Annotated in this window: 12 protein-coding genes; 8 read left to right on the forward strand and 4 right to left on the reverse strand. The window is 47.3% G+C overall.

The window, feature by feature from the left end; genetic code table 11:
- Positions 1 to 25: 25 nt before the first annotated feature.
- The 6 genes from pepP (at position 26) to LMJ53_RS04800 (ending at position 10,074) form a co-directional block, all read left to right on the forward strand.
- Positions 26 to 1,327: a Xaa-Pro aminopeptidase gene (gene pepP, locus LMJ53_RS04775; RefSeq protein WP_229585039.1), complete on the forward strand. Its 1,302-nt coding sequence runs from the start codon at positions 26 to 28 to the stop codon at positions 1,325 to 1,327.
- 49 nt (positions 1,328 to 1,376) lie between these two features.
- Positions 1,377 to 2,618: a 2-octaprenyl-6-methoxyphenyl hydroxylase gene (gene ubiH / locus LMJ53_RS04780; protein WP_229585040.1), complete on the forward strand. Its 1,242-nt coding sequence runs from the start codon at positions 1,377 to 1,379 to the stop codon at positions 2,616 to 2,618.
- Positions 2,605 to 3,804: an FAD-dependent monooxygenase gene (locus LMJ53_RS04785; protein ID WP_229585041.1), complete on the forward strand. Its 1,200-nt coding sequence runs from the start codon at positions 2,605 to 2,607 to the stop codon at positions 3,802 to 3,804. The genes ubiH and LMJ53_RS04785 overlap by 14 nt, the downstream gene beginning before the upstream one ends.
- 162 nt (positions 3,805 to 3,966) lie before the next feature.
- Positions 3,967 to 5,823 carry a DUF885 domain-containing protein gene (locus tag LMJ53_RS04790; RefSeq protein ID WP_229585042.1) on the forward strand — a complete coding sequence of 619 codons (1,857 nt, stop codon included), beginning with the start codon at positions 3,967 to 3,969 and terminating at the stop codon, positions 5,821 to 5,823.
- A gap of 130 nt (positions 5,824 to 5,953) precedes the next feature.
- The gene (locus tag LMJ53_RS04795; RefSeq protein ID WP_229585043.1) at positions 5,954 to 6,988 is read left to right on the forward strand and encodes an efflux RND transporter periplasmic adaptor subunit; all 1,035 of its coding nucleotides are present in this window, start codon (positions 5,954 to 5,956) and stop codon (positions 6,986 to 6,988) included.
- Positions 6,985 to 10,074 (forward strand): efflux RND transporter permease subunit, encoded by a 3,090-nt coding sequence (locus tag LMJ53_RS04800; protein WP_229585044.1) that lies wholly within the window; start codon positions 6,985 to 6,987, stop codon positions 10,072 to 10,074. Before LMJ53_RS04795 ends, LMJ53_RS04800 begins: the two co-directional genes overlap by 4 nt.
- A 77-nt stretch (positions 10,075 to 10,151) precedes the next feature.
- On the opposite strand, the gene LMJ53_RS04805 is transcribed toward LMJ53_RS04800, so the two are convergent.
- The 4 genes from LMJ53_RS04805 to LMJ53_RS04820 all read right to left on the reverse strand — a co-directional run bounded on the left by LMJ53_RS04805 (position 10,152) and on the right by LMJ53_RS04820 (position 15,383).
- Positions 10,152 to 11,225, reverse strand: coding sequence for an OprO/OprP family phosphate-selective porin (locus LMJ53_RS04805; protein ID WP_229585045.1), 1,074 nt, complete (start codon positions 11,223 to 11,225; stop codon positions 10,152 to 10,154).
- Entirely contained in the window at positions 11,222 to 11,848 is a 627-nt protein-coding gene (locus LMJ53_RS04810) for a DUF4956 domain-containing protein (protein ID WP_229585046.1), read from the reverse strand. Before LMJ53_RS04810 ends, LMJ53_RS04805 begins: the two co-directional genes overlap by 4 nt.
- Position 11,849: 1 nt before the next feature.
- Entirely contained in the window at positions 11,850 to 12,728 is an 879-nt protein-coding gene (locus LMJ53_RS04815; protein ID WP_229585047.1) for a polyphosphate polymerase domain-containing protein, read from the reverse strand.
- 93 nt (positions 12,729 to 12,821) lie between these two features.
- Positions 12,822 to 15,383: a CotH kinase family protein gene (locus tag LMJ53_RS04820; RefSeq protein ID WP_229585048.1), complete on the reverse strand. Its 2,562-nt coding sequence runs from the start codon at positions 15,381 to 15,383 to the stop codon at positions 12,822 to 12,824.
- 803 nt (positions 15,384 to 16,186) lie between these two features.
- Between LMJ53_RS04820 and LMJ53_RS04825 the strand changes: the two genes are divergently transcribed.
- On the forward strand, positions 16,187 to 17,182 hold the full coding sequence (locus LMJ53_RS04825; RefSeq protein ID WP_229585049.1) for a GGDEF domain-containing protein: 996 nt from the start codon (positions 16,187 to 16,189) through the stop codon (positions 17,180 to 17,182).
- A 444-nt stretch (positions 17,183 to 17,626) separates the two neighbouring features.
- Entirely contained in the window at positions 17,627 to 19,300 is a 1,674-nt protein-coding gene (locus LMJ53_RS04830; RefSeq protein ID WP_229585050.1) for a Calx-beta domain-containing protein, read from the forward strand.
- Positions 19,301 to 19,555 lie beyond the last annotated feature (255 nt).

Raw genomic sequence — 19,555 nt, forward strand, 5'->3', positions numbered from 1 at the left:
GGCAGATGACCCAAACCGAGGCTTTATGTTACCCGAATATTTTCAGCAACGTCGTCAACAACTGCTTGCGCAACTACCCGAGCACAGTGTGGCGATTATCGCCGCGGCTTCAGAGCAAACGCGCAGTCGTGACACCGAATATCCCTTTCGCCAGCACAGCGATTTTTGGTATTACACCGGCTTTAACGAGCCGGAAGCCTTACTGATTTTAAGCAAAGCAACCGATGCTGACACCACCAGTTTACTGCTGTGCCGCGACAAAGATGCTTTCGCTGAAATGTGGCAAGGTCGACGCTTAGGCCCCGCAGCGGCGCTTAAAACACTGGGGCTTCAGGCCTGTAGTCAAACCGAGCAGCAAACACAGCTTACTCAGGCGTTAAATGGTAAAACGGCGGTATATCTTAATTTAGGTGAACACCCAGGCTTAGAGCAGCAAATTAGTCAGATCATGGCGGTGTTGCGGCAGCGCGAAAAGCGTGGCGACAGTGCTCCGACGGCATGGCACGATTTACGACCGCTCAGTAGTGAACAACGCTTGGTTAAGCAGCCGGAAGAATTGCACATTATGCGGCAAGCGGCGCAGATCAGCAGCCAAGCGCATCAGCGTGCGATGCGTTTTTGTCAGGTCGGTGCCTGGGAATATCAGCTGGAAGCGGAGATTTTGCATGAATTTGCCCGTCAGGGCGCACGTTTCCCCGCGTACAACAGCATCGTTGGTAGTGGCGAAAATGGCTGTATTTTGCACTATGTTGAAAATGCCAGTCAGTTGGCGGATAACAGCTTAGTATTGATTGACGCCGGCTGTGAGTTGCAAGGTTATGCTGCCGACATTAGCCGTACCTTTCCGGTCAATGGGCGTTTTACACCTGAGCAAGCAGCCATTTATCAGTTGGTGTTAGATGCACAACTTGCGTGTATTGCTGCCGTGAAACCCGGTTGTACCTTTGCCGATTTAAACTCTTTAGCGGAACAAATCTTAACCACGGGCTTAGTTGAGCTGGGTATATTACAAGGTGAGTTAACTGAACTTATTCAGCAAAAAGCCTGTAAACAATACTTCATGCACGGTATTGGTCATTGGCTAGGTTTAGATGTGCATGACGTCGGGGCTTATAAAATCGCCGGGCAAGATCGACCCTTTGTCGCCGGTATGGTGTTAACCATTGAACCGGGTCTGTATTTTCCTGCCGGTTGTGCCGCCGCCGCAAAATGGTGGGGGCTTGCGGTGCGAATTGAAGACAATATTTTGGTAACGGCTGATGGCTACGAGAACCTTACCGCCAGCTGTGTAAAAAGCATTACCGAGATAGAGCAGTTAATGAAGTGAAGCCTGTTTCATCTGATAAACCGGCTAATTTGCTAGGAAAAGTGCTTGCATGAAAATCATAGAGCCTTCAGCCGCGCCAGAGCAGGCATCCAGCCCGCAGGGCGCAGCAAACTTTGATTTGGTTATTGCCGGTGGCGGTATGGCAGGCTCTATGCTGGCGTTGAGCATTGCCCAGCGTTGCCCCGAACTGACTATCGCGATAGTCGAGCAGCAAGCGGCCAGCGCGCCGCAAGCCAGTTTTGACAGCCGCAGTATTGCTTTGGCTGCGGCCAGTGTCGAACAGCTTCAGCAATTAGGTATTTGGGCGGAATTAGCCCGCCACAGCTGCCCTATTTTACAGATCGCCGTATCCGATCGCGGCCATTTCGGTAAAACTTGGCTATCAGCTGCAGAATATCGCTTACCGGCATTAGGCCAAGTTGTCGAAGTAGAACACCTAGGCGCGGTATTAACGGCGAAGTTGGCGCACTATCCGCAAATCACGCGTTATCAACCCAATCAAATTAGTCAACTGCAAAGCGGTAAAGCGCAGCAACAACTGACTTTACAAGATGGCAGCGCCATTGCTGCTCGTTTACTGGTCATTGCCGAAGGTGGTCAATCGGCTACTCGTCAACTTGCCGGTATTACGCAAAGTGAACAGCCTTATCAGCAAACCGCGATCATTTGTAATGTGGCTATTGCCCAGCGCCATCAGCATAAAGCTTATGAACGTTTTACCGAGCATGGGCCTTTAGCTTTGCTGCCGTTAGTCGATAATCGCTATTCAGTCGTTTGGACCGTTAGCCCTGAGCAGGCCGAGCAGCTAATGGCTTTGTCTGAGCCTGATTTTTTGGCAAAACTACAACAAGCCTTTGGCTATCGTGCAGGGCAATTTACTGGCTGTGGTCAGCGAGCATGTTATCCCTTGGTGCTGCGACAAAGCCCGCAAGTGGTCGGGCATCGGTTGGCGTTGCTAGGTAATAGCTTACACAGCTTGCACCCGATTGCCGGACAGGGCTTTAACTTAGCCTTACGCGACATTGCTTGTTTAAGCGATCTGCTTGCCAGTGGTACTTTAGAAGAAGTGGGCACTTACCCGCAGTTACGCCGTTATCAGCTGGCGCGACAAGCCGATATGGCGCAAGTGATCCAACTGACTGATGCGCTGGTGCGCAGCTTTTCGAATCGCTCTCGTTTAATTGCCTTGGCGCGCAATATGGGGTTGTTAGCATTATTACTGAATGATCAGTTAAAACAGCCATTAGCACGGCAAACCATGGGCTATGGAACCTCTTATGCAAAATCTTGATATTACTATCGTCGGTGGCGGCAGTGCGGGGCTTACCTTGGCGTTGTTATTGGCGCCCTTAGGTTTAAAGATTGCTTTAGTCGAGCAGGGCGCTGCGCCAACATCGTCCGAGTTAACCTATCAGCGGGTCAGTGCGTTAAACCCGGCTTCAATGCGTTTACTCAGCCACTTAGGTGTGGCAGACCCTATTATGGCGCAAGCGGCGGCTTACTCGTCGATGGCAGTGTGGGAAGCTGATAGCTTTGGACGTATTGAATTTAGTGCAGAGCCACCGCAGTTGCCGCAACTGGGTTGGATCTGCGATAACGAAGGGATCCGCCAGCAGTTATATCAGCAGCTACAAACACACAATAATGTGCAGTGTTTCTTTCAAGCAAAGATTAGCCAACTGGCGCAAACCGAGCGCGAAGTGTTAGTGCAGCTCGCCAGCGGTGACATTTTATTAAGTCAGTTACTGGTGGGCGCTGATGGGGTCAATTCTTTTGTACGGCAGCAGCAACAGCTACCGTTAACGCATTGGGATTATCAGCAACAGGCGATTGTGGCGCGTATTCATTGCCAAGAACCACATCAAGGCGTGGCGCGGCAAGTGTTTTTACCCACTGGGCCGCTAGCACTGTTACCCTTACCCGATGCACAGCAATGCTCGATTGTTTGGAGTGCCGACACGGCACGGGCAGAGCAGTTACTGGCCTTAGACAATCACGCCTTTAATCAGGCGCTTACGGCGGCAAGCCAAAGCGCCTTGGGCTGTTTAACGCTGACAAGCGAGCGGCATAATTTCCCGTTGACCATGCGCTATGCCAGTGAGTGGGTGCGGGGGCGGGTTGTGTTAGTGGCCGATGCTGCGCATAGCATTCACCCTTTGGCGGGCCAAGGTATGAATTTAGGTTTAATGGATGTGGCCGCGTTAGCGCAAATTATTGAAAAGCAACTGCAAAGCGGTAAAGCCTTGGCTGAGCCTCGTGCATTACTGGCTTATCAGCGCTGGCGTAAAGCCGAAGCGCAAAGCATGATCGCCACGATGGAAGCCTTTAAACGGGGTTTTAGTAACAAGCAACCGGCACTGAAATTATTACGTGGTGCAGGCTTGTTACTGGCCGATAAACTGCCAGGTTTGAAACAAAAGCTGATGGCGGCTGCGCTGGGTAACAGTGGCGACTTACCAGACATTGCCAAGTATTAAACTGGGCTTTAGGCTGTTTGCCGCCAGGCGCAGCCCTTTGTTATCGCCAGCGCAAGGCTTAGCACCTTTCTAGCAACACTCTGCAACACAAATTCTTTAGACTAACCGGCTTATACGCGTTAGTCTTGAGAGGACATCAGCTCCTCAACAAGGATTTTAACCATGCGTAAGTCTTTAATTGCTATAGGTTTAGCCGCTTTTTTGGCCGGTTGTGGCGAAGCGCCAACCACACAAACTAGTCAAACTGTAGACACCGTAGCCGCACAACCACACATTTCTGAAACAGCACGACTGAATCAGTGGTTTGAAACTAAGTACGAAGAACAGTTACAGCAAAGTCCGTTACGTTTGACCATGTTGGGGCGCAAAGACTTATACAACCAAGTCGATGATGTCTCAATTGCAGCAGAAGAGGCGCAATTGGCTTGGTTAGCGGCCACCGTGGCAGAACTGACCAGCAGTTTTGATTACAGCCAACTTGATTTAGAAGCACAAACCTCTTACGACATCTGGGTTTATCAGTACGAACAAGCAAAAAACGGCGTGCAATTTCGAAAGAACACCTATGTGTTCAACCAGATGCAAGGTATGCATGCGTTGTTACCGCAAATGCTGATTAATTTTCACAAAGTGGATAACAAAGAAGATATGCAGGCCTATGTGTCGCGCATCGAAGGGATCAGCCGAGCGATTATGCAATTACTGGAGCGCACCAAGGCCAATGCTGCGGACGATTTTCGGGCGCCACGCTTTGCCTATGAAGGGATCATTGAGCAAATCGATAATTTGATCACCGGGGCGCCATTGCTCGATGCGCCGCAAGATATTCCATTGTGGAGCGATGCGAAAGCGAAGATCGCCGCACTGACCAGCGCGGATAAACTCAGTGATAAAGAAGCCGAGCAACTCACTCATGAAGCCAAACTGGCACTGCAACAGCACTTTTTACCGTCTTATACCGCATTAAAGCAATGGTTAGCAGAAGATGTCAGCAAGACCGATGAGATAGCTACCGGCGTAGGTAAGCAAAAAAACGGCGTCGCTTATTACGATTACATGTTAAACGTCTCCACTACCACTTCATTAACCGCTGAGCAAATTCATCAGATTGGCTTAGATGAAGTTGAACGCCTGACCAAAGAGATGATTGCCATTAAAGATCAGGTGGGGTTTGACGGTGATCTGGCGGCCTTTTTCAAATTTATTAAAGCTGACGATCAATTTTACTATCCCAATACCGATGAAGGCCGGGAAGGCTACCTAGCCGACTCCCGGCAATATCTGGCTTTTATTGAAGAAAAATTACCTGAGTATTTTGGCATTTTACCCAAGGCCGGATTGGTCGTGAAACGGGTAGAGGCATTCCGTGAGCAGCCAGGCGCAGCGCAGCATTATTTTCCTGGCACGCCTGATGGCGCCAGACCGGGTATTTACTACGCGCACTTATCTGATATGCGCGCCATGCCAAAAAACGAAATGGAAGCCATCGCTTATCATGAGGGTAGCCCTGGCCACCATATGCAAATCTCTATTGCACAAGAGCTGACCTCGGTGCCGACTTTCCGTACCCAAACCGGTTTTACTGCTTATGTCGAAGGTTGGGCGCTGTATTCAGAATTGTTAGCGAAAGAAATGGGCGCTTATGAAAACCCTTATTCAGATTTTGGCCGTTTAATTACCGAGATTTGGCGCGCAGTGCGTTTGGTGGTAGATACCGGTTTACACAGCAAAGGCTGGACCGAGCAAGAGGCTATTGAATACTTCTTAGCGAAAACCCCGATAGCCAACGAAGCGGTGCGATCAGAAGTTCGCCGTTATATTGTGTGGCCTGGGCAAGCGACCGCCTATAAAATTGGCATGATCAAAATACTGGAGTTACGCAGCCACGCGCAGCAGCAACTGGGTGAGCGTTTCGATATTCGCGCTTTCCATGACACCGTGCTTGGCGGCGGTGCCTTGCCGCTAGCGGTGCTGGAAAAACGCGTCAACAATTGGATTGCTCAAGTCAAAGCGAGCTAAGCCAGTACGACCATACTGACCAGCTATCTCCTCAAAAGGGCTGTTTATCGCGTATAAACAGCCTTTTTTGATCATCACCGTTAAAAAGTGCGTATCGTTTGGGTTAACTTAATTATGCAAAGGATTTCACATGACACTTTTTCGGCTAATCATAGTCAGTTTGGCTATTGTCTTTTTTAGCCCGGCACAGGCACAGCAAGCTAGGGGAGGGCAGGCTGCACAAGTTATTGTGATGCCATTGAGTTTCGAGCAGCAAAGCAGCCGCATCGAAGCGGTGGGTACAGCCGAGGCCGTGCGTTCAGTGGTGATTTATCCTGCTGTTGCCGATAAAGTCACCGCAGTTAATTTTTTACCCGGACAATTCGTTGAGCAGGGTGATGTGTTGCTGCAATTAGACGATCGCCGGCAACAAGTCGCCGTGGACCGTGCCACAATCCAATTAGCGGATGCCGAGCGCACCGTTAACCGTTTACAAGAAAGTCGCCAGCGCGGCGCTATCGCGCAAAGTGATTTAGATGACGCTATTACTAACCGCGACTTATTAAAAGTACAAATGGCCGAAGCCAAAACCAATCTAGAAGATCGAACGGTACGCGCACCCTTTAGCGGCGTAGTAGGGCTAACGGATGTCGAAGCGGGCGATCGCATCACCTTGCAAACCCCGATCACCACTTTGGATAATCGTGAACAATTACTGGTTAATTTTGTGGCGCCAGAAGCCGCTTTACCCATTTTATCGGCACAGGGTTCAGTGTCGTTACAGCCTTGGTTATCGCAAGGCGAAACAATAGCGGCACTCATCAGCCAAGTGGATTCACGTATCGATACCGCTAATCGTAGCATTCGTGCCAGAGCCCTGCTTGATAACGCCCAAGACCAGTATCGGCCGGGCATGAGCTTTCGAGTGATTTTAGAGCTGAAGGGTGATAGCTACGCCGTGGTGCCAGAAGCCGCGCTACTGTGGGGGGCAACCAGTGCTTATGTTTGGCTCATGCAAGATAACAAAGCGGTGCGGGTTGATGTACAAATTATGCAGCGACTCAGCGGCCGTTTATTAGTCGCGGGCGCTTTAAACGCCGGTGATATGCTCATCGTTGAAGGCGTGCAGAGCTTACGCAATGGCCAAGCAGTAACCGCTGTTGCTACCGAGGGTAGTGTCTTATGAGCCAGCCGAATATCCAGAACGATTTACCGTCGTTATCGATCCGCCGCCCCGTGTTAATTGTGGTGTTAAATCTGCTGATTATCATCGCGGGTTTAGCGGCGTTAAATGCCATTGAGGTACGAGAATTACCTGATGTCGACAGACCAATAGTGTCCGTAACGGCCGCTTACCCCGGCGGTTCGCCAGAAACCGTGGATACCGAAGTCACCAGTAAACTAGAAGGGGCAGTGGCACGGGTCAGTGGCGTTAAATCGATTAATGCCTCAAGCGAAGAGGGCAGTGCTCGCATTCGCGTTGAGTTTAGACCCGGTATTAATTTAGATGACGCTGCCAATGAAACACGTGAAGCCGTCAGTCGGGTGCAGCGCGAATTACCGAATGGTGTGGAACGTTTAGCCATTATCAAAGCGGATAATGATGCGGAGTCGGTGGTGAGTTTAGCCGTGTCGAGTAAAACCTTGGATCTGGAAAGCTTAACCGAGCGCGTTGAAACAGATTTAGCACCGATGTTTTTAAGCATTCCCGGTGTGGCTGATGTACGCTTAAATGGCGACCGCGAACGCGTGCTGCGCGTTTTACTCGACCCACTGCGTTTAACCAGTTTTAATTTATCGGTTACTGATGTGGCAGCCGCACTGCGCTTAGCGCCTTTTGATGTGCCTGCGGGTAGCATGAAATCCACCGATCAGCAGCTTATCGTGCGCGCAGATGCTACGTCGATTACCGCAGAGCAAATTGCCGATATTATTGTCAGTGATAACACCCGAATTGGCGATGTGGCCACCGTGTATTTTGGCCCGGCAGATGCAGGCAGTTTAGTTCGGCTAGATGGTAAACCGGTCATTGGGTTAGGAGTGATCCGACAGGCTCGCTCCAATACCATTGAGATCTCAGACGAAGTGTTAGCCATGGTGAAGCAACTGGAAAACCGCTTCCCTGATTTAGAGTTACAAGTGACCTCAGATGATGCCGAGTTTATCCGCAGTTCGGTGAAAGAAGTGTTGACCTCCTTGGTGCTGACCATCTTAATGGTTATTGCCACCTTGTGGCTGTTTATCGGCTCTGGCCGCGCTACCATCGTTCCGGCTTTGTCGATCCCTGTGTCGCTGATTGGGGCTTTAGCAGCCATTTGGTTAATGGGTTTTTCAATTAATATCTTAACCTTGCTTGCGCTTGTTTTAGCCACCGGTTTGATTGTGGACGATGCCATCGTGGTAACCGAAAACATTCAGCGGCGCCGAGCTATGGGTTTGGGCGCGCGGGCAGCGGCAGTTATTGGCACGCGTGAAGTGTTCTTTGCCGTGGTTGCGACCACGGCGGTTCTCGTTGCGGTGTTTGTGCCCATTGCCTTTTTACCTTCTACCGCTGGTCAGTTATTCCGCGAGTTTGGCGGTGTCTTGGCCATCGCGGTAATTATTTCGTCTTTTGTGGCTTTATCACTGGTACCCGCATTAACCGCGAGGCTACCGATAAAAAGCGGCGGTCAATCGCGTTTGGCGGCATGGGGTCATCGAATTTTGCAGGGGTATCAACGCAGCTTACACTTTGCCCTTGATAAAGCATGGTGGGTATTTTTAGCCAGCGTGCTAGCTGCAACAGCCGCACTGAGTGTGGTGAGTGTGCTGGATAACGAGCTGCTGCCCACGGAAGATCGCGGTAGCATCCGCGTGTTTGCTCGCGGCCCCGATGGAGTGGGCTTGAATTTTATGGATCGTCAAGCGGACAAAATGGAAGATATTTTGCTGCCTTATGTCAACGGCGGTGATATTGACTCTATTTATACGGTTGTCGGCCAGTGGGATCCTAACCTCACCTTTATTACGGTGCCATTAAAACACTGGGATGAGCGTAAGCGCTCACAACAAGAGATTATTAATGAGATCCGTGGGCCATTGGCTGCGATACCGGGTGCGCCAGCGCGGGCTTTTGGTTCAAACAGTTTGAATTTACGTGGCCAAGGCGGTGGGCTGGAATTGGCTTTAACTGGGCAAAGCTACAGTGAAATCTTTGCTGCAGCCCAAGCGTTTGCCAATGTGATCCAGCAGCAGATCCCCGAACTGGGTATGCCACGGATTTCGTATCAACCGACCCAGCCTCAGCTTAGAGTGAACATTGACCGCCGTCGGGCGCAAGAATTAGGTGTGCCGTTATCCGATATCGCCACCACCTTAAGAGTGGCCATTAATGGCGATGATTTGGCCGACTTAAATGTTGGCGATCAAGCTGTACCGATTATCTTGCAAGCACAAACCTCGAAAATTAACGATCCGTCTGATCTGGCCAATTTATATGTGGGTTCTCGCGATGGCGGCTTAGTGCCGTTATCAAGCCTAGCCACTATCTCTGAAGAGGGAGTTGCCGCTGAACTTGAACGCCAAGCGCAGCGCCGTGCTATTGAGCTGGATCTGGAATTACCGCCAGAATTGCCGCTGCAAGAAGCGGTAGCGCAGTTGCGTGAGCTGGCGGAGCAACATTTACCCGATAATATTGGCTTAATCTTTTTGGGTGAAGCCCAGACGTTTGAGGAAACGGCCCGCGAAGTCACCATGACTTATGTGCTGGCTTTTGTCATCGTGTTGTTGGTATTAGCCGCGCAGTTTGAAAGCGTAAACAGTGCGGTGGTGGTGATGGCCACGGTGCCATTTGGTATTGCCGCGGCGCTATTTGCGCTGTTTTTAACCGGTACTTCTATCAATATTTACTCGCAAATTGGCTTGGTGATGCTAATTGGCTTACTCGCCAAAAACGCTATTTTGTTAGTCGAGTTTGCTGATCAGTTGCGTGATCAAGGTCTTGAGGTACGCCAAGCAGTAGAGCGCGCGGCCAGTATTCGTTTGCGCCCCATCACCATGACGCTGCTTTCTACTTTACTGGGTGCTTTACCGCTGATTTTATCTACCGGTGCGGGTGCTGAAGCGCGCAATGCCATTGGTTGGGTGGTCTTCGGTGGTTTAGGGATTGCCGTGTTATTCACGCTATACCTGACACCCGTGTTGTACTTAGCCTTAGCACGCTTTGCCAGACCAAGAGCCGATGAAAGCAAGCGCTTGAAAACCGAGCTCGATCACGCCGAGCAATTTGAGTAACTATTAGGCTTTTACCTGGTGCTTTGACTGAACAAGTACCAGGTTTTACTCTCTCACTTGCTTGACCCTGTGCTGCTTTAAAAGTTTAGCTGGGTTCGTAACGAAACGGCGTTACCGGAGCCAAGCGCTTTAGCTTGTTCGATATACTCAGCGTTTAAGATATTCGCCATCAGCTTAATGTTTTTACTGGGGTAATAATTTAAACCAACAGAATATACTGTGGCGCGGCTTTGCTCTTGTGTCAGGTTGAACCTGCTGATGCCTGCCGTTAGCTCCCAGTCTTTTTTGCGACTGATGCCACCTAAACTGCCATTTTTATACTTTCTGTTCTGTCCCGAGAGTAAATAGCTCATCTCAAAATACCCCCCACTATATTGATATTGCTGAGCAAAAGTACTGTTGATGTCAGTTTGCTGCCACTCAGCCAAAAGCATAAAACCCTTGTGTTGCCAAAGCATATCTAGAGCGGTTAACCAAGCGTTATTGGCGTTAAAGGCGGTGCCCTCGATTAATGAATCAGCGCTATGAACCTGTAGAGTTTCGTTAATTCTGAATAGACTACCCTGATAATCACGTTGACTAAAAGAGCTGCCGACATGCAGTAAACTGTCGTCAGTAGCATAGGCGGCCCAACTGATCCTGCCGGTTATGGCCCGCTCTTGCTCATCTTGATCATGGATAAAATAACCCAGTTGCCAGTTTAGATTGCCAAAAGTATTCGATAGCTTTACGCCATGGGCTCTGCTTGGCGAAAGCGCTTCGCTAACCACACTGCGCTCGATTAACAGCAAATTACTGGAACTGGTTAACTGCGCTAAGCCAAAAGGCTCTTTTTGCAGACCGAAGGTCATATCGGCGAATTGCCAGCCGCTGTAGTTTAGCCAAGCATCTTTTATGGATAGCCCATCGCTCAACTCAATACTGAGCTTGGCTTGCCAATGGCGATTAAGATCGCTTTCTGCTTTAAGCCGAAAGCGCCGCAACTCTGCGTCAGCATCACCTGTGGTGGCTTTTTCTAAAAAGTTGGCCGCGTAGTTATCGTAATCCAGCATGATATCGCCAGAAAACGCCACCTCTGGCCAGCTTGGCGTAGCTGCATAGCTGGTTTGACTTAACAACAGCAGGCTACTGAGCAATAACGCTATTCTCATGATGCTTTTACCATGTTACCGCTTGCTATCGGCGTTTTTGCATGGGCTGTGGCAGTACAAGGTAAATAGGAAAGCTTGAGTTCTGCGGTATCTTTTAAAAAATCGATATGCAGAATATCTACCGCTATTACCTGTAAGCCGGTGCGTTGGTATAAGTCTGCCAGCAGCAGAGCTTTGTTTTGCGGTTTAATATTTTCGATCCGCTCATAAGAGACAGTTTGGGTACGATAACGGCTTCTTAAAAAACGCATATCAATGATAAAGGCCGCAAAACAAATTAAACCATTGAGTAGCAATAATTCGATAATGGCCAAATTGCTAACAGCGGTGAGTAACGCAATGGCGATGACTAAAAACAGGTAGGTCATTTCTTTAATTGAAATGGCATCAGTGCGATAGCGCAGCATGGTAAAAACTGCAAATAAGCCAAAGGCAAACTCCATCGACATATCAACGCCATGCAATAAGTTAGTAATGATAAAAATGCCGATGCCAAACAATAAAAAAGAGCCAGCCACTTCGCTGTTTTTATGTAAGCGGTAATAACAGCCATAGCAAAGTACGGCGATAGATAAGATGTTGATAACTAGCTTGATAATAAAAGCCAAATCTAAAGAAATCATATTAATTAACCCAGTTGAAAGTGTTTGATTGAATAGCCGCAAACTTGTCGATAAGCGTCAAGGTTGGTTTAAAGGCATTGGTTTTAAGTTGGTTGGGATACAGCAAGGCACAGCCAATGCAATATTTGCTAAATGACACCGGATAAATATGGTTTTTTGCCATCAGTTGGTAAAACGGTGACAATTTAGAGCGTTTAAATTGCTTTAATTCCGCAATAAAAAACTGCGATAAGCTAAGCGGCTGGCTGGTTTTATCGGCTTGAAACCACAGATTAAAATCCAAGGTTAAACGCTCAGCACTGGCTTCATTAGCAAGCGCGATCCGCTGATAACCACTCACTTGGCTGATCTGCAAATTGCTTAATGGCGTTTGCATGTGTTTCGCCATAAAGGCGTGCGTGATGTCCTGATTTTCTAAAAGATCAGCGCAGGGAATGCGTGATTTTATGGTGCGTTTTTTATTGTTTTTAAACTTCACTTCTAAAAAGTGGCTGTGCGTATCAAGGTAACTGCGTTGTCTGACTTTAAAACGGTTTAATTTGCCATTGTGGTGGCTGTAATAAAAGTCGAAATGGGCTGTGTCTAAATAGCGATTGTAATAGCGTGACACCCGTTGACCACCGATTTCCAAGACACTGTAATACTGCTGTAATTGTGTTAACAATGACGGTAAAAATGCACTAGGTAGCATAAATTTAACGTCTACCCGATCCATCAAAGTGGCTTTATCCAGATCACTGAGTTGATGGCTGCGAAACAGCATCAAGGCTTGCATTAAGGCCGGATTCGCTTGCGAAACAGGCTGTGGCTTATTTAGTTGCGGTGTTTGCCTCGGGGTTTCCGCTAAGCGCTGTTGATTGAAGAGTGATGAACTTAACATAGCAACCTCTGCGGGTTAGTTAGGGTTAGGATTTAAACACTTTATGTAAATCGAGATCTCACGCAGGTGCGCGAGTTCTCGACTGCTGAGTGCTTAATTACTGCAATAACCACGACCTGTGCCTTTGGACGGCAGGGTACCCAGTAACTGCTGGCGCATATTGGCAACGCGATAATTCACAAAAGAAGTTAAACCGTAGAAATTGCTCACCGTAGAGGTTTGATTGGTTTTGTATTGGCTATAGCTGTAAAACGCTGTGGGATCCGCCGCAACATGTTGGCCAATTTGTGCGTCAATCGCGGCTACCCAAGCTGCAAAGTTCGCGCTGGCTAAAGGCCCGTCGATCAGTTGTTGTAAATAACCATGGTAGCTAGCCAAGTTGGCGCTATCGGCAAATACTTTGGCAACTAAGGGCTTATTAGCTAAAGCGCCATCGGTAGGTTCGTCAATGTATAAGCCACGAATATCAGCACGGTTACAGCCCATACTAAAAGAGCCAAAGGCTTCATTTAGATCCCAAGGTAACATTGAAAAGACGCCATCTTGTTCATAAATGTAGTAATTGTGCGCTAAAATTCCGTGGTAACTATCCAGATTAGATAAGGCTACACTAACGGCCATGTAGCGTAATACGGAGTCTTGCTCAATGACACTTAAGGCATCGCCGTAAGCCATTTCACGCACAAAGTTAATAAAAGCACCATTATCTGAACTGGCTTCGTTGGTTTTTAATTCAACACCGGTATAACTGCTGAAATTATCGTTAATCCATTGCAGATCGCTGCCCACCCCGTCTGGCTTGTAAAGATCGCCTTGGGTATTGCTAAAATGCTTGGCAATAAAGTCTTCGTTAACAAATTCAACCAATAAATAGAGCCCTTTCAGCTGACCATTAACATAGACATTGACATAAGCATGCTCAGGGGTGGCGACGCCCATTTGCTCCATTAATTCATAGGCAATATATTCGCGCATGTAAGAAGGGTCGTTGAACATATTGTTCAGCACAAATTTCTTCATGCCGAGTAACTTTTGGCCACTGACATATTCATTCACATCAATATTAAAGCTAAAACGTTCGCCGCCCGAGCGGTAAACAGAATCTAAGCTAGAGTTACCCTTAGTACGAATGGCAACACTGTCTAATGTAACGCCTTTATAAGTGACTGCGGTGGGGTAGTATTCTTCATCTAAGGCATTATCAAGCATGTGCTCCCACTTGGCCGCGTCAATCTCAAAGTAAATCGACTCAACCGCGGCTTTGTTATACACCGCCGGTAGCTGATTACTGGCACCTTGCGTGATGGCTAAGGTGTTCTTCTGCCAGCTGCCGTCACTGACTAAACCATAGCTATAACCGGCGGCAACATCGCTCGCTTGCCAGCTGAGGTAATCGACCGTTTCATTATTCAACAGCAGTGATAGTTCGTCTTCTTTACCCAGTTTAAAAGGCACGTAATAGCTGCCGGGGTTTTCATCTGTGGCATAAATCACCAAAAACGCGCCTGGCGCCAAGTTTACATCCGGTAAAGTAACCGGCTCAATATCGCTGCTACTGTCGATAACCTGATATTGATTTAGCGCGATGACACTGTCGCTGTTGTTGTACAACTCAAACCAATCCAACCCCTCATCCAGAGGTGAGGCGACCACTTCATTGATCACCAAGGGCCCGTGTGACGCCGCGATATTGCTTGTAGCAGCAGTAGGCGTTAGTGTAGCAACTGCATCACTGCCATCAGGAAAGCGACCAAAGCTGTAACCGGCTAGCGCTTGGCCGTTTTTCCAACTCAGTTGGTCGACCAAATCCTCGTTTTTATATAAGCTGACCAGATCGGAAGAGCCTAATTTAAAAGCAACGGTGGCGCTGTCTGCCATGGCATCGGTGGTGGCATACACACGATAAAAACTACCAGAGCCTAAAGTCACCGCCGGTAAGGAAACGGCAACGCCATTCTCATCAGCAACTTGGTAATCACCCAGAAACACGCTACTGTCGCCGCTAACATATAACTCGATCCAATCTGGACCGCCGATAGCATCTTTTGCTACCACTTCGTTAATGCGTAGCGGTGCGTTGTGGTTCGTTTTGGTATCGGTTAATACAACAGCGCCAGTGACCATTTGATTAGCCGCACCTGGAGTGGGGCTCAGAGTTTGTGCGTTATCACTGCCATCGGTATATAAACCAAAGCTATAGCCTTGCGCCGCTTCACCCTCTTGCCAATCTAACTGATCAACTTGTACACCTTGCTTAAATAAGGTTAGGGCATCGTCAGAACCGAGTTTAAAGGTGACATAATATTGCCCTTCGGCAGGGGTATCGGTTTCATCAATCGCTTGAATGACGACAAACTCACCTGCTTTTAAGGCAATGGCCGGGAGGGTTTGCGCACTATGTGAGGTGTTATCATCAACAATGCTGTATTGAGATAAATCTGCGATATCAGCCGTTGCATACAGCTCAAACCAGTCGGCACCCTCGTTTACTGCTGCCGCAACAATTTCGTTAATTCTTAAGTCACCGGTTGTTTGACTCACCGGTGTGGTAGGGGCAACTGCAACACTGGTGTCGACGTCGCTGCCGCCACCGCAGCCAAATAATAGCAAACTGATTAACGACAAAGGGAACAGGGCAGAGGTTTTACAATTCATATTTCCATCTCAATAACATTCGGGGTATACAGCAACATACCGTGGAAATTTGCATGAATTGTGCAGTTATTGTGAAACCTGCTGAGCTAATGGCTCTAAGCTTGAAAGTGAAATGAAAAAATAGCAGAGCGTGCTAGCTAAGATGGCGCATTAAGCAAGCACAATGCTAGCGTTTGAGGTGTATGCAAGCAGCAAACGGTTCCATAAGCAGTTGCTTAACCTTGTTTTAATCTTGCTATTGCATTAATCTGCAGAAGTTAATCATATAGATAATGTTCAAAATACGGATTGTTATGAACTTCTCCAAATGTCCGACCTGCCAGCAAAGTGTTGGTATCCATAAATTGTGTTTATCTACTCCTCTGCGCGCTTTTACTTGTAAACATTGCGCAACCTCGCTGTGTATTGAACATAAAATCAGTTCTAGATTTATAATCTATGGCATTTTACCTTTTTTGCTATCGGCATTTGCATATTGGTTAGTTAGTAAAAACGTGCTTTCTGAGGTACTTTTGCTTTTGGTATTCTTTATTTGGATGTTGCTAGGGACGTACTCTGTTCGGGTTGCTCTAGCAAAAGATCTTTCCAAGATGGAAAAAGAGTCCGTCAACAAGGTCTAATAACCAAATATTTGTGGACTTAACCTATAGCAGGAAGCTTAAGTGATTGAACCTTTGACCATTAACATTATTTCTATCTTCCTTACCTTACAGTTTGTTATTGCCTGTTGGTTTTTCCATGAAAGAAATCACACCATTAGAGGGTTTAGCGCCTTTCTTTTAGCTGGATTCTGCTTGTTGAGCATGTCAATTCTTGAATTAATCTTAAATAGGCATGCGCCACAAGCCAATGTATTTATAAACAATACGTTATATGCCACAGCGTTATTTTGGTTTTGTCGTGCGTTTAGCGAGCTATTAGAAATACGATCCAACAAAAACCATGAAAGATTTTGTCTGATTGGATCGTTTGTCCCAAGTTTGTTACTCGCATTCTTTCACGACGCAAATGCTGATGTCGTACACTACTGGCATTTCACTATTGGTGTTATGCCCTTGGTTTATCTTACCTATATCGTTGCGAAGAAGGCCCGCTATACCCAGTACCAAGAAGAACTCAGCTACTTTTTTTACACCTTACAACTGATCATACTTTGTCATCTCGTTTTTATTAGCATGGTGTTGTTATCTTTTGCTATTCCTGAATCGACGGTTTTGCAAATTCAAACAGTAAGTTCTATGACTATGCTATTTGGTCACCTGACATTAATTATGGTGTTTTTAATGTTGGCGTTTAGATTGAAACACAATCAAATGAAAAAATTGGGCGAAACCGATTACTTAACTTCTATTCTAAATCGACGGGCGTTTTTTGAGCGTTTAGAGAGCATACCGAAACGCGATGACTTGTACTTTATTTTGATTGACGCCGATTTCTTTAAAAAAATAAACGATGATTTTGGCCATGATGTTGGCGATGAAGCATTAAAGCATATCGCAAATCAAATCAGCAGCTTGCTGTCTAAGGCGGACCTTTTTGCCCGCTTTGGGGGCGAAGAGTTTATTATTGCTATTGCCAATATCTCTGAAACTAATATCAAAGCCGTGGCAGAGCGTATCCGACAAAAAATCGCGAATACGCCATTACTCTATAATAACCTGAATATTCCTCTCACCTTAAGTATTGGGGTGTCTCAGTATTCAGGCGCTGACGTACAAGACGATATCAAAACAGCAGATGCCATGCTTTATCAAGCTAAAGGTAATGGCAGAAACCAAACGGTGTTCTCGTTTAATTAAACTGATGAACTCATGGGATCAAACTGATGAGGTCAGGCCTTGAGAGTTAAATGTAGTCATAACAACGCTCGCTAAAACCTCAATACCAACCAGCAGCGAGTACCAAAGTTTGTGCCTTAAAAGCAGGCATTTTCTAAACCAAGTATTGCTAGCGTTAAAAACACGATTAACGCCTCTTTTTCATGCGATGAGCTATACTTTATTTTTAATTCTCCGCCGAGATTTCATCTTCAGCAGCGTTCTTGCTTTATCGTTCAAATGGCTGTTGTTCATCCTTTGTTTGATCCGATGCAGTAGGTGGTAGCGTTTTATAAATAGGCTTGAGTCGTCGCCTTGAAAAAACGGCATAGTTGTACAAGTTGAGTATGACGCATCTGTTAAGGAGCAGGTTCGCTGAGCGGCCACGTTTCCTTTTGTGAATAAACAACTTAGGAAACGTATTTTATGCTAAAACCCCTCAGTTTTTCGCTATTAGCGCTATCGTCGGTCATGGCTTTTGCCGAGTCTTATCCCGATCGCACACTTGATGTTAATGCGCCACCGCTGTTATTGCAGTCAAACGGCTTTACCTATCCGGCGCAGACACATTTAGAATCTGAAGCCTTGGTGCATGATGTGGTGTTTTTCTACTCGAACGATATGCTGGATTACTTTCAGAATGATGTTGAGCAGCTGCTTGCTTATGTTGAAGGGGCGGTGAAGATTAATAATGACAGTTTTCGACGCCAAGATATTCCATTACGCCGCAGAATAGCGGGGGTAGTGGCGATACCCACAGATTTAGTTTATGACGATAAAGCTGAGCGGGAAGAACGGCTTAATAATTTGCGCAGTGTGTATTTCAACAGAACTTATGATTTTAGTTTTTACTACGATACCTCTTATGTTGTGGCGCTGAATCGCTATTATCCTGATATTGTTGCCACTATTGGCCTGGCTGAAGTAAGCGGTAAATACTCTTGGGTCTCTCCGGTTGGGCTCGGTTTAGCCGACCGCACTTTAGCGCATGAGTTGGGACACAACGATGGTTTTATTCATGATACCGAAAGTTATAACAGTTACACCACGGCTGAGCGCACGCTGTTAGCTGCGCCATTCGCCCGTGGTAGCACCTGTGGTAACTTTGACAGTATTATGAAAAGCAGCACGGGTAATCGTAGTGAGGGCTTCTTTTCATCGCCGTTAGTGAGTAACAGCCAAGGCGTAGCTTGTGGGGTAAATGAAGAGGCGGATGCCGCACGAGCTTATAAAGAAGCCATTGTCAGTCTTATTCCTAATCGTCAGCGGCCTTTTGCTAACAATACACCCGCTAAAGCCGCTTCAGGCACGGTTGCCTTATCTCTGCCAAGTGCGGTGATCAATGAAGGGCAAACGTTAATCGTTGAAGTCAACTGGTCAGGGGCCGCATTAGGTGATGTTGTGCAGTTAATTACGCGCAAAGCGACTGCGGATCTCACCGATTTTCAGTCCACGCTTAAAAGTGTTTACTTTGATGGCAGCAACACCACAAGCCAAGTGACCGTGGCAACCTTCCAAGATGCGGTGTTTGAGCAAGATGAGGTGTTCGCCGTGGAGCTGATCCATCCTTATGGCGTCAGTATTGCCAGCAATGCGGCTTCGCAAACCGTGACGATCACCTCAGATGACATGGGTAATCCCGGTGTGATTAACTTTTCACAAAACACTTTGCAATTATCCGAAGGCCAGAATGCCAATTTAACGCTTAATCGAACAAATGGTGCCGATGGTCAAATTAGCGTTACTGTGCTAACCGAAGCGGGCAGTGCCACTGCTGACGATTTTACCCCAATAAACCGTGAAGTGGTGTTTGCCAATGGTGAGCTGAGCAAAACCATTAATGTTGCGGCCACAGCCGATGTGCTCGCCGAACCTGCTGAAACTTTTACCGTGCGCTTAACGGGCAATAGCCAAGTGATTGGCACTAATAATAGTGTCAGCGTCACTATTATCGCCTCTAGTGCCCCAGCATCGGGTGGCAACACCGGAAGTAACAGCAGTTCAGGCGGCGGTAGCAGCAACCTGTCGGCACTTTGGTTGTTAGTGTTAGTGGCGCTGCGTCGGCGCTTTGCTAACACCCCTCACGAGGGCAGAGCTTAAAAGTTGCATTGTGAAGCCACAAAACGTTTTAAAACGGATATGCGGCTGTGTCAGGAAATTAAAGACGTTACGCCAAAGCTTAAGGGCGCTGTCAAAGCTTGATGGGGGGCAGATAGTCAGTGAAGCCGTTTAAGTTGACTTCCAAAACTCGCTATTTTCTGCTCTGAGAAAAACTGAATTATTTTAATGTGTTATGCAGTTTTGCTATCAAATTAAATTCGCCAAGCTTTTATCGATAGCGCTTGAGCATGAAAT

Source organism: Rheinheimera sp. UJ51 (assembly GCF_020819615.1).
Taxonomy (GTDB): domain Bacteria; phylum Pseudomonadota; class Gammaproteobacteria; order Enterobacterales; family Alteromonadaceae; genus Alishewanella; species Alishewanella maricola.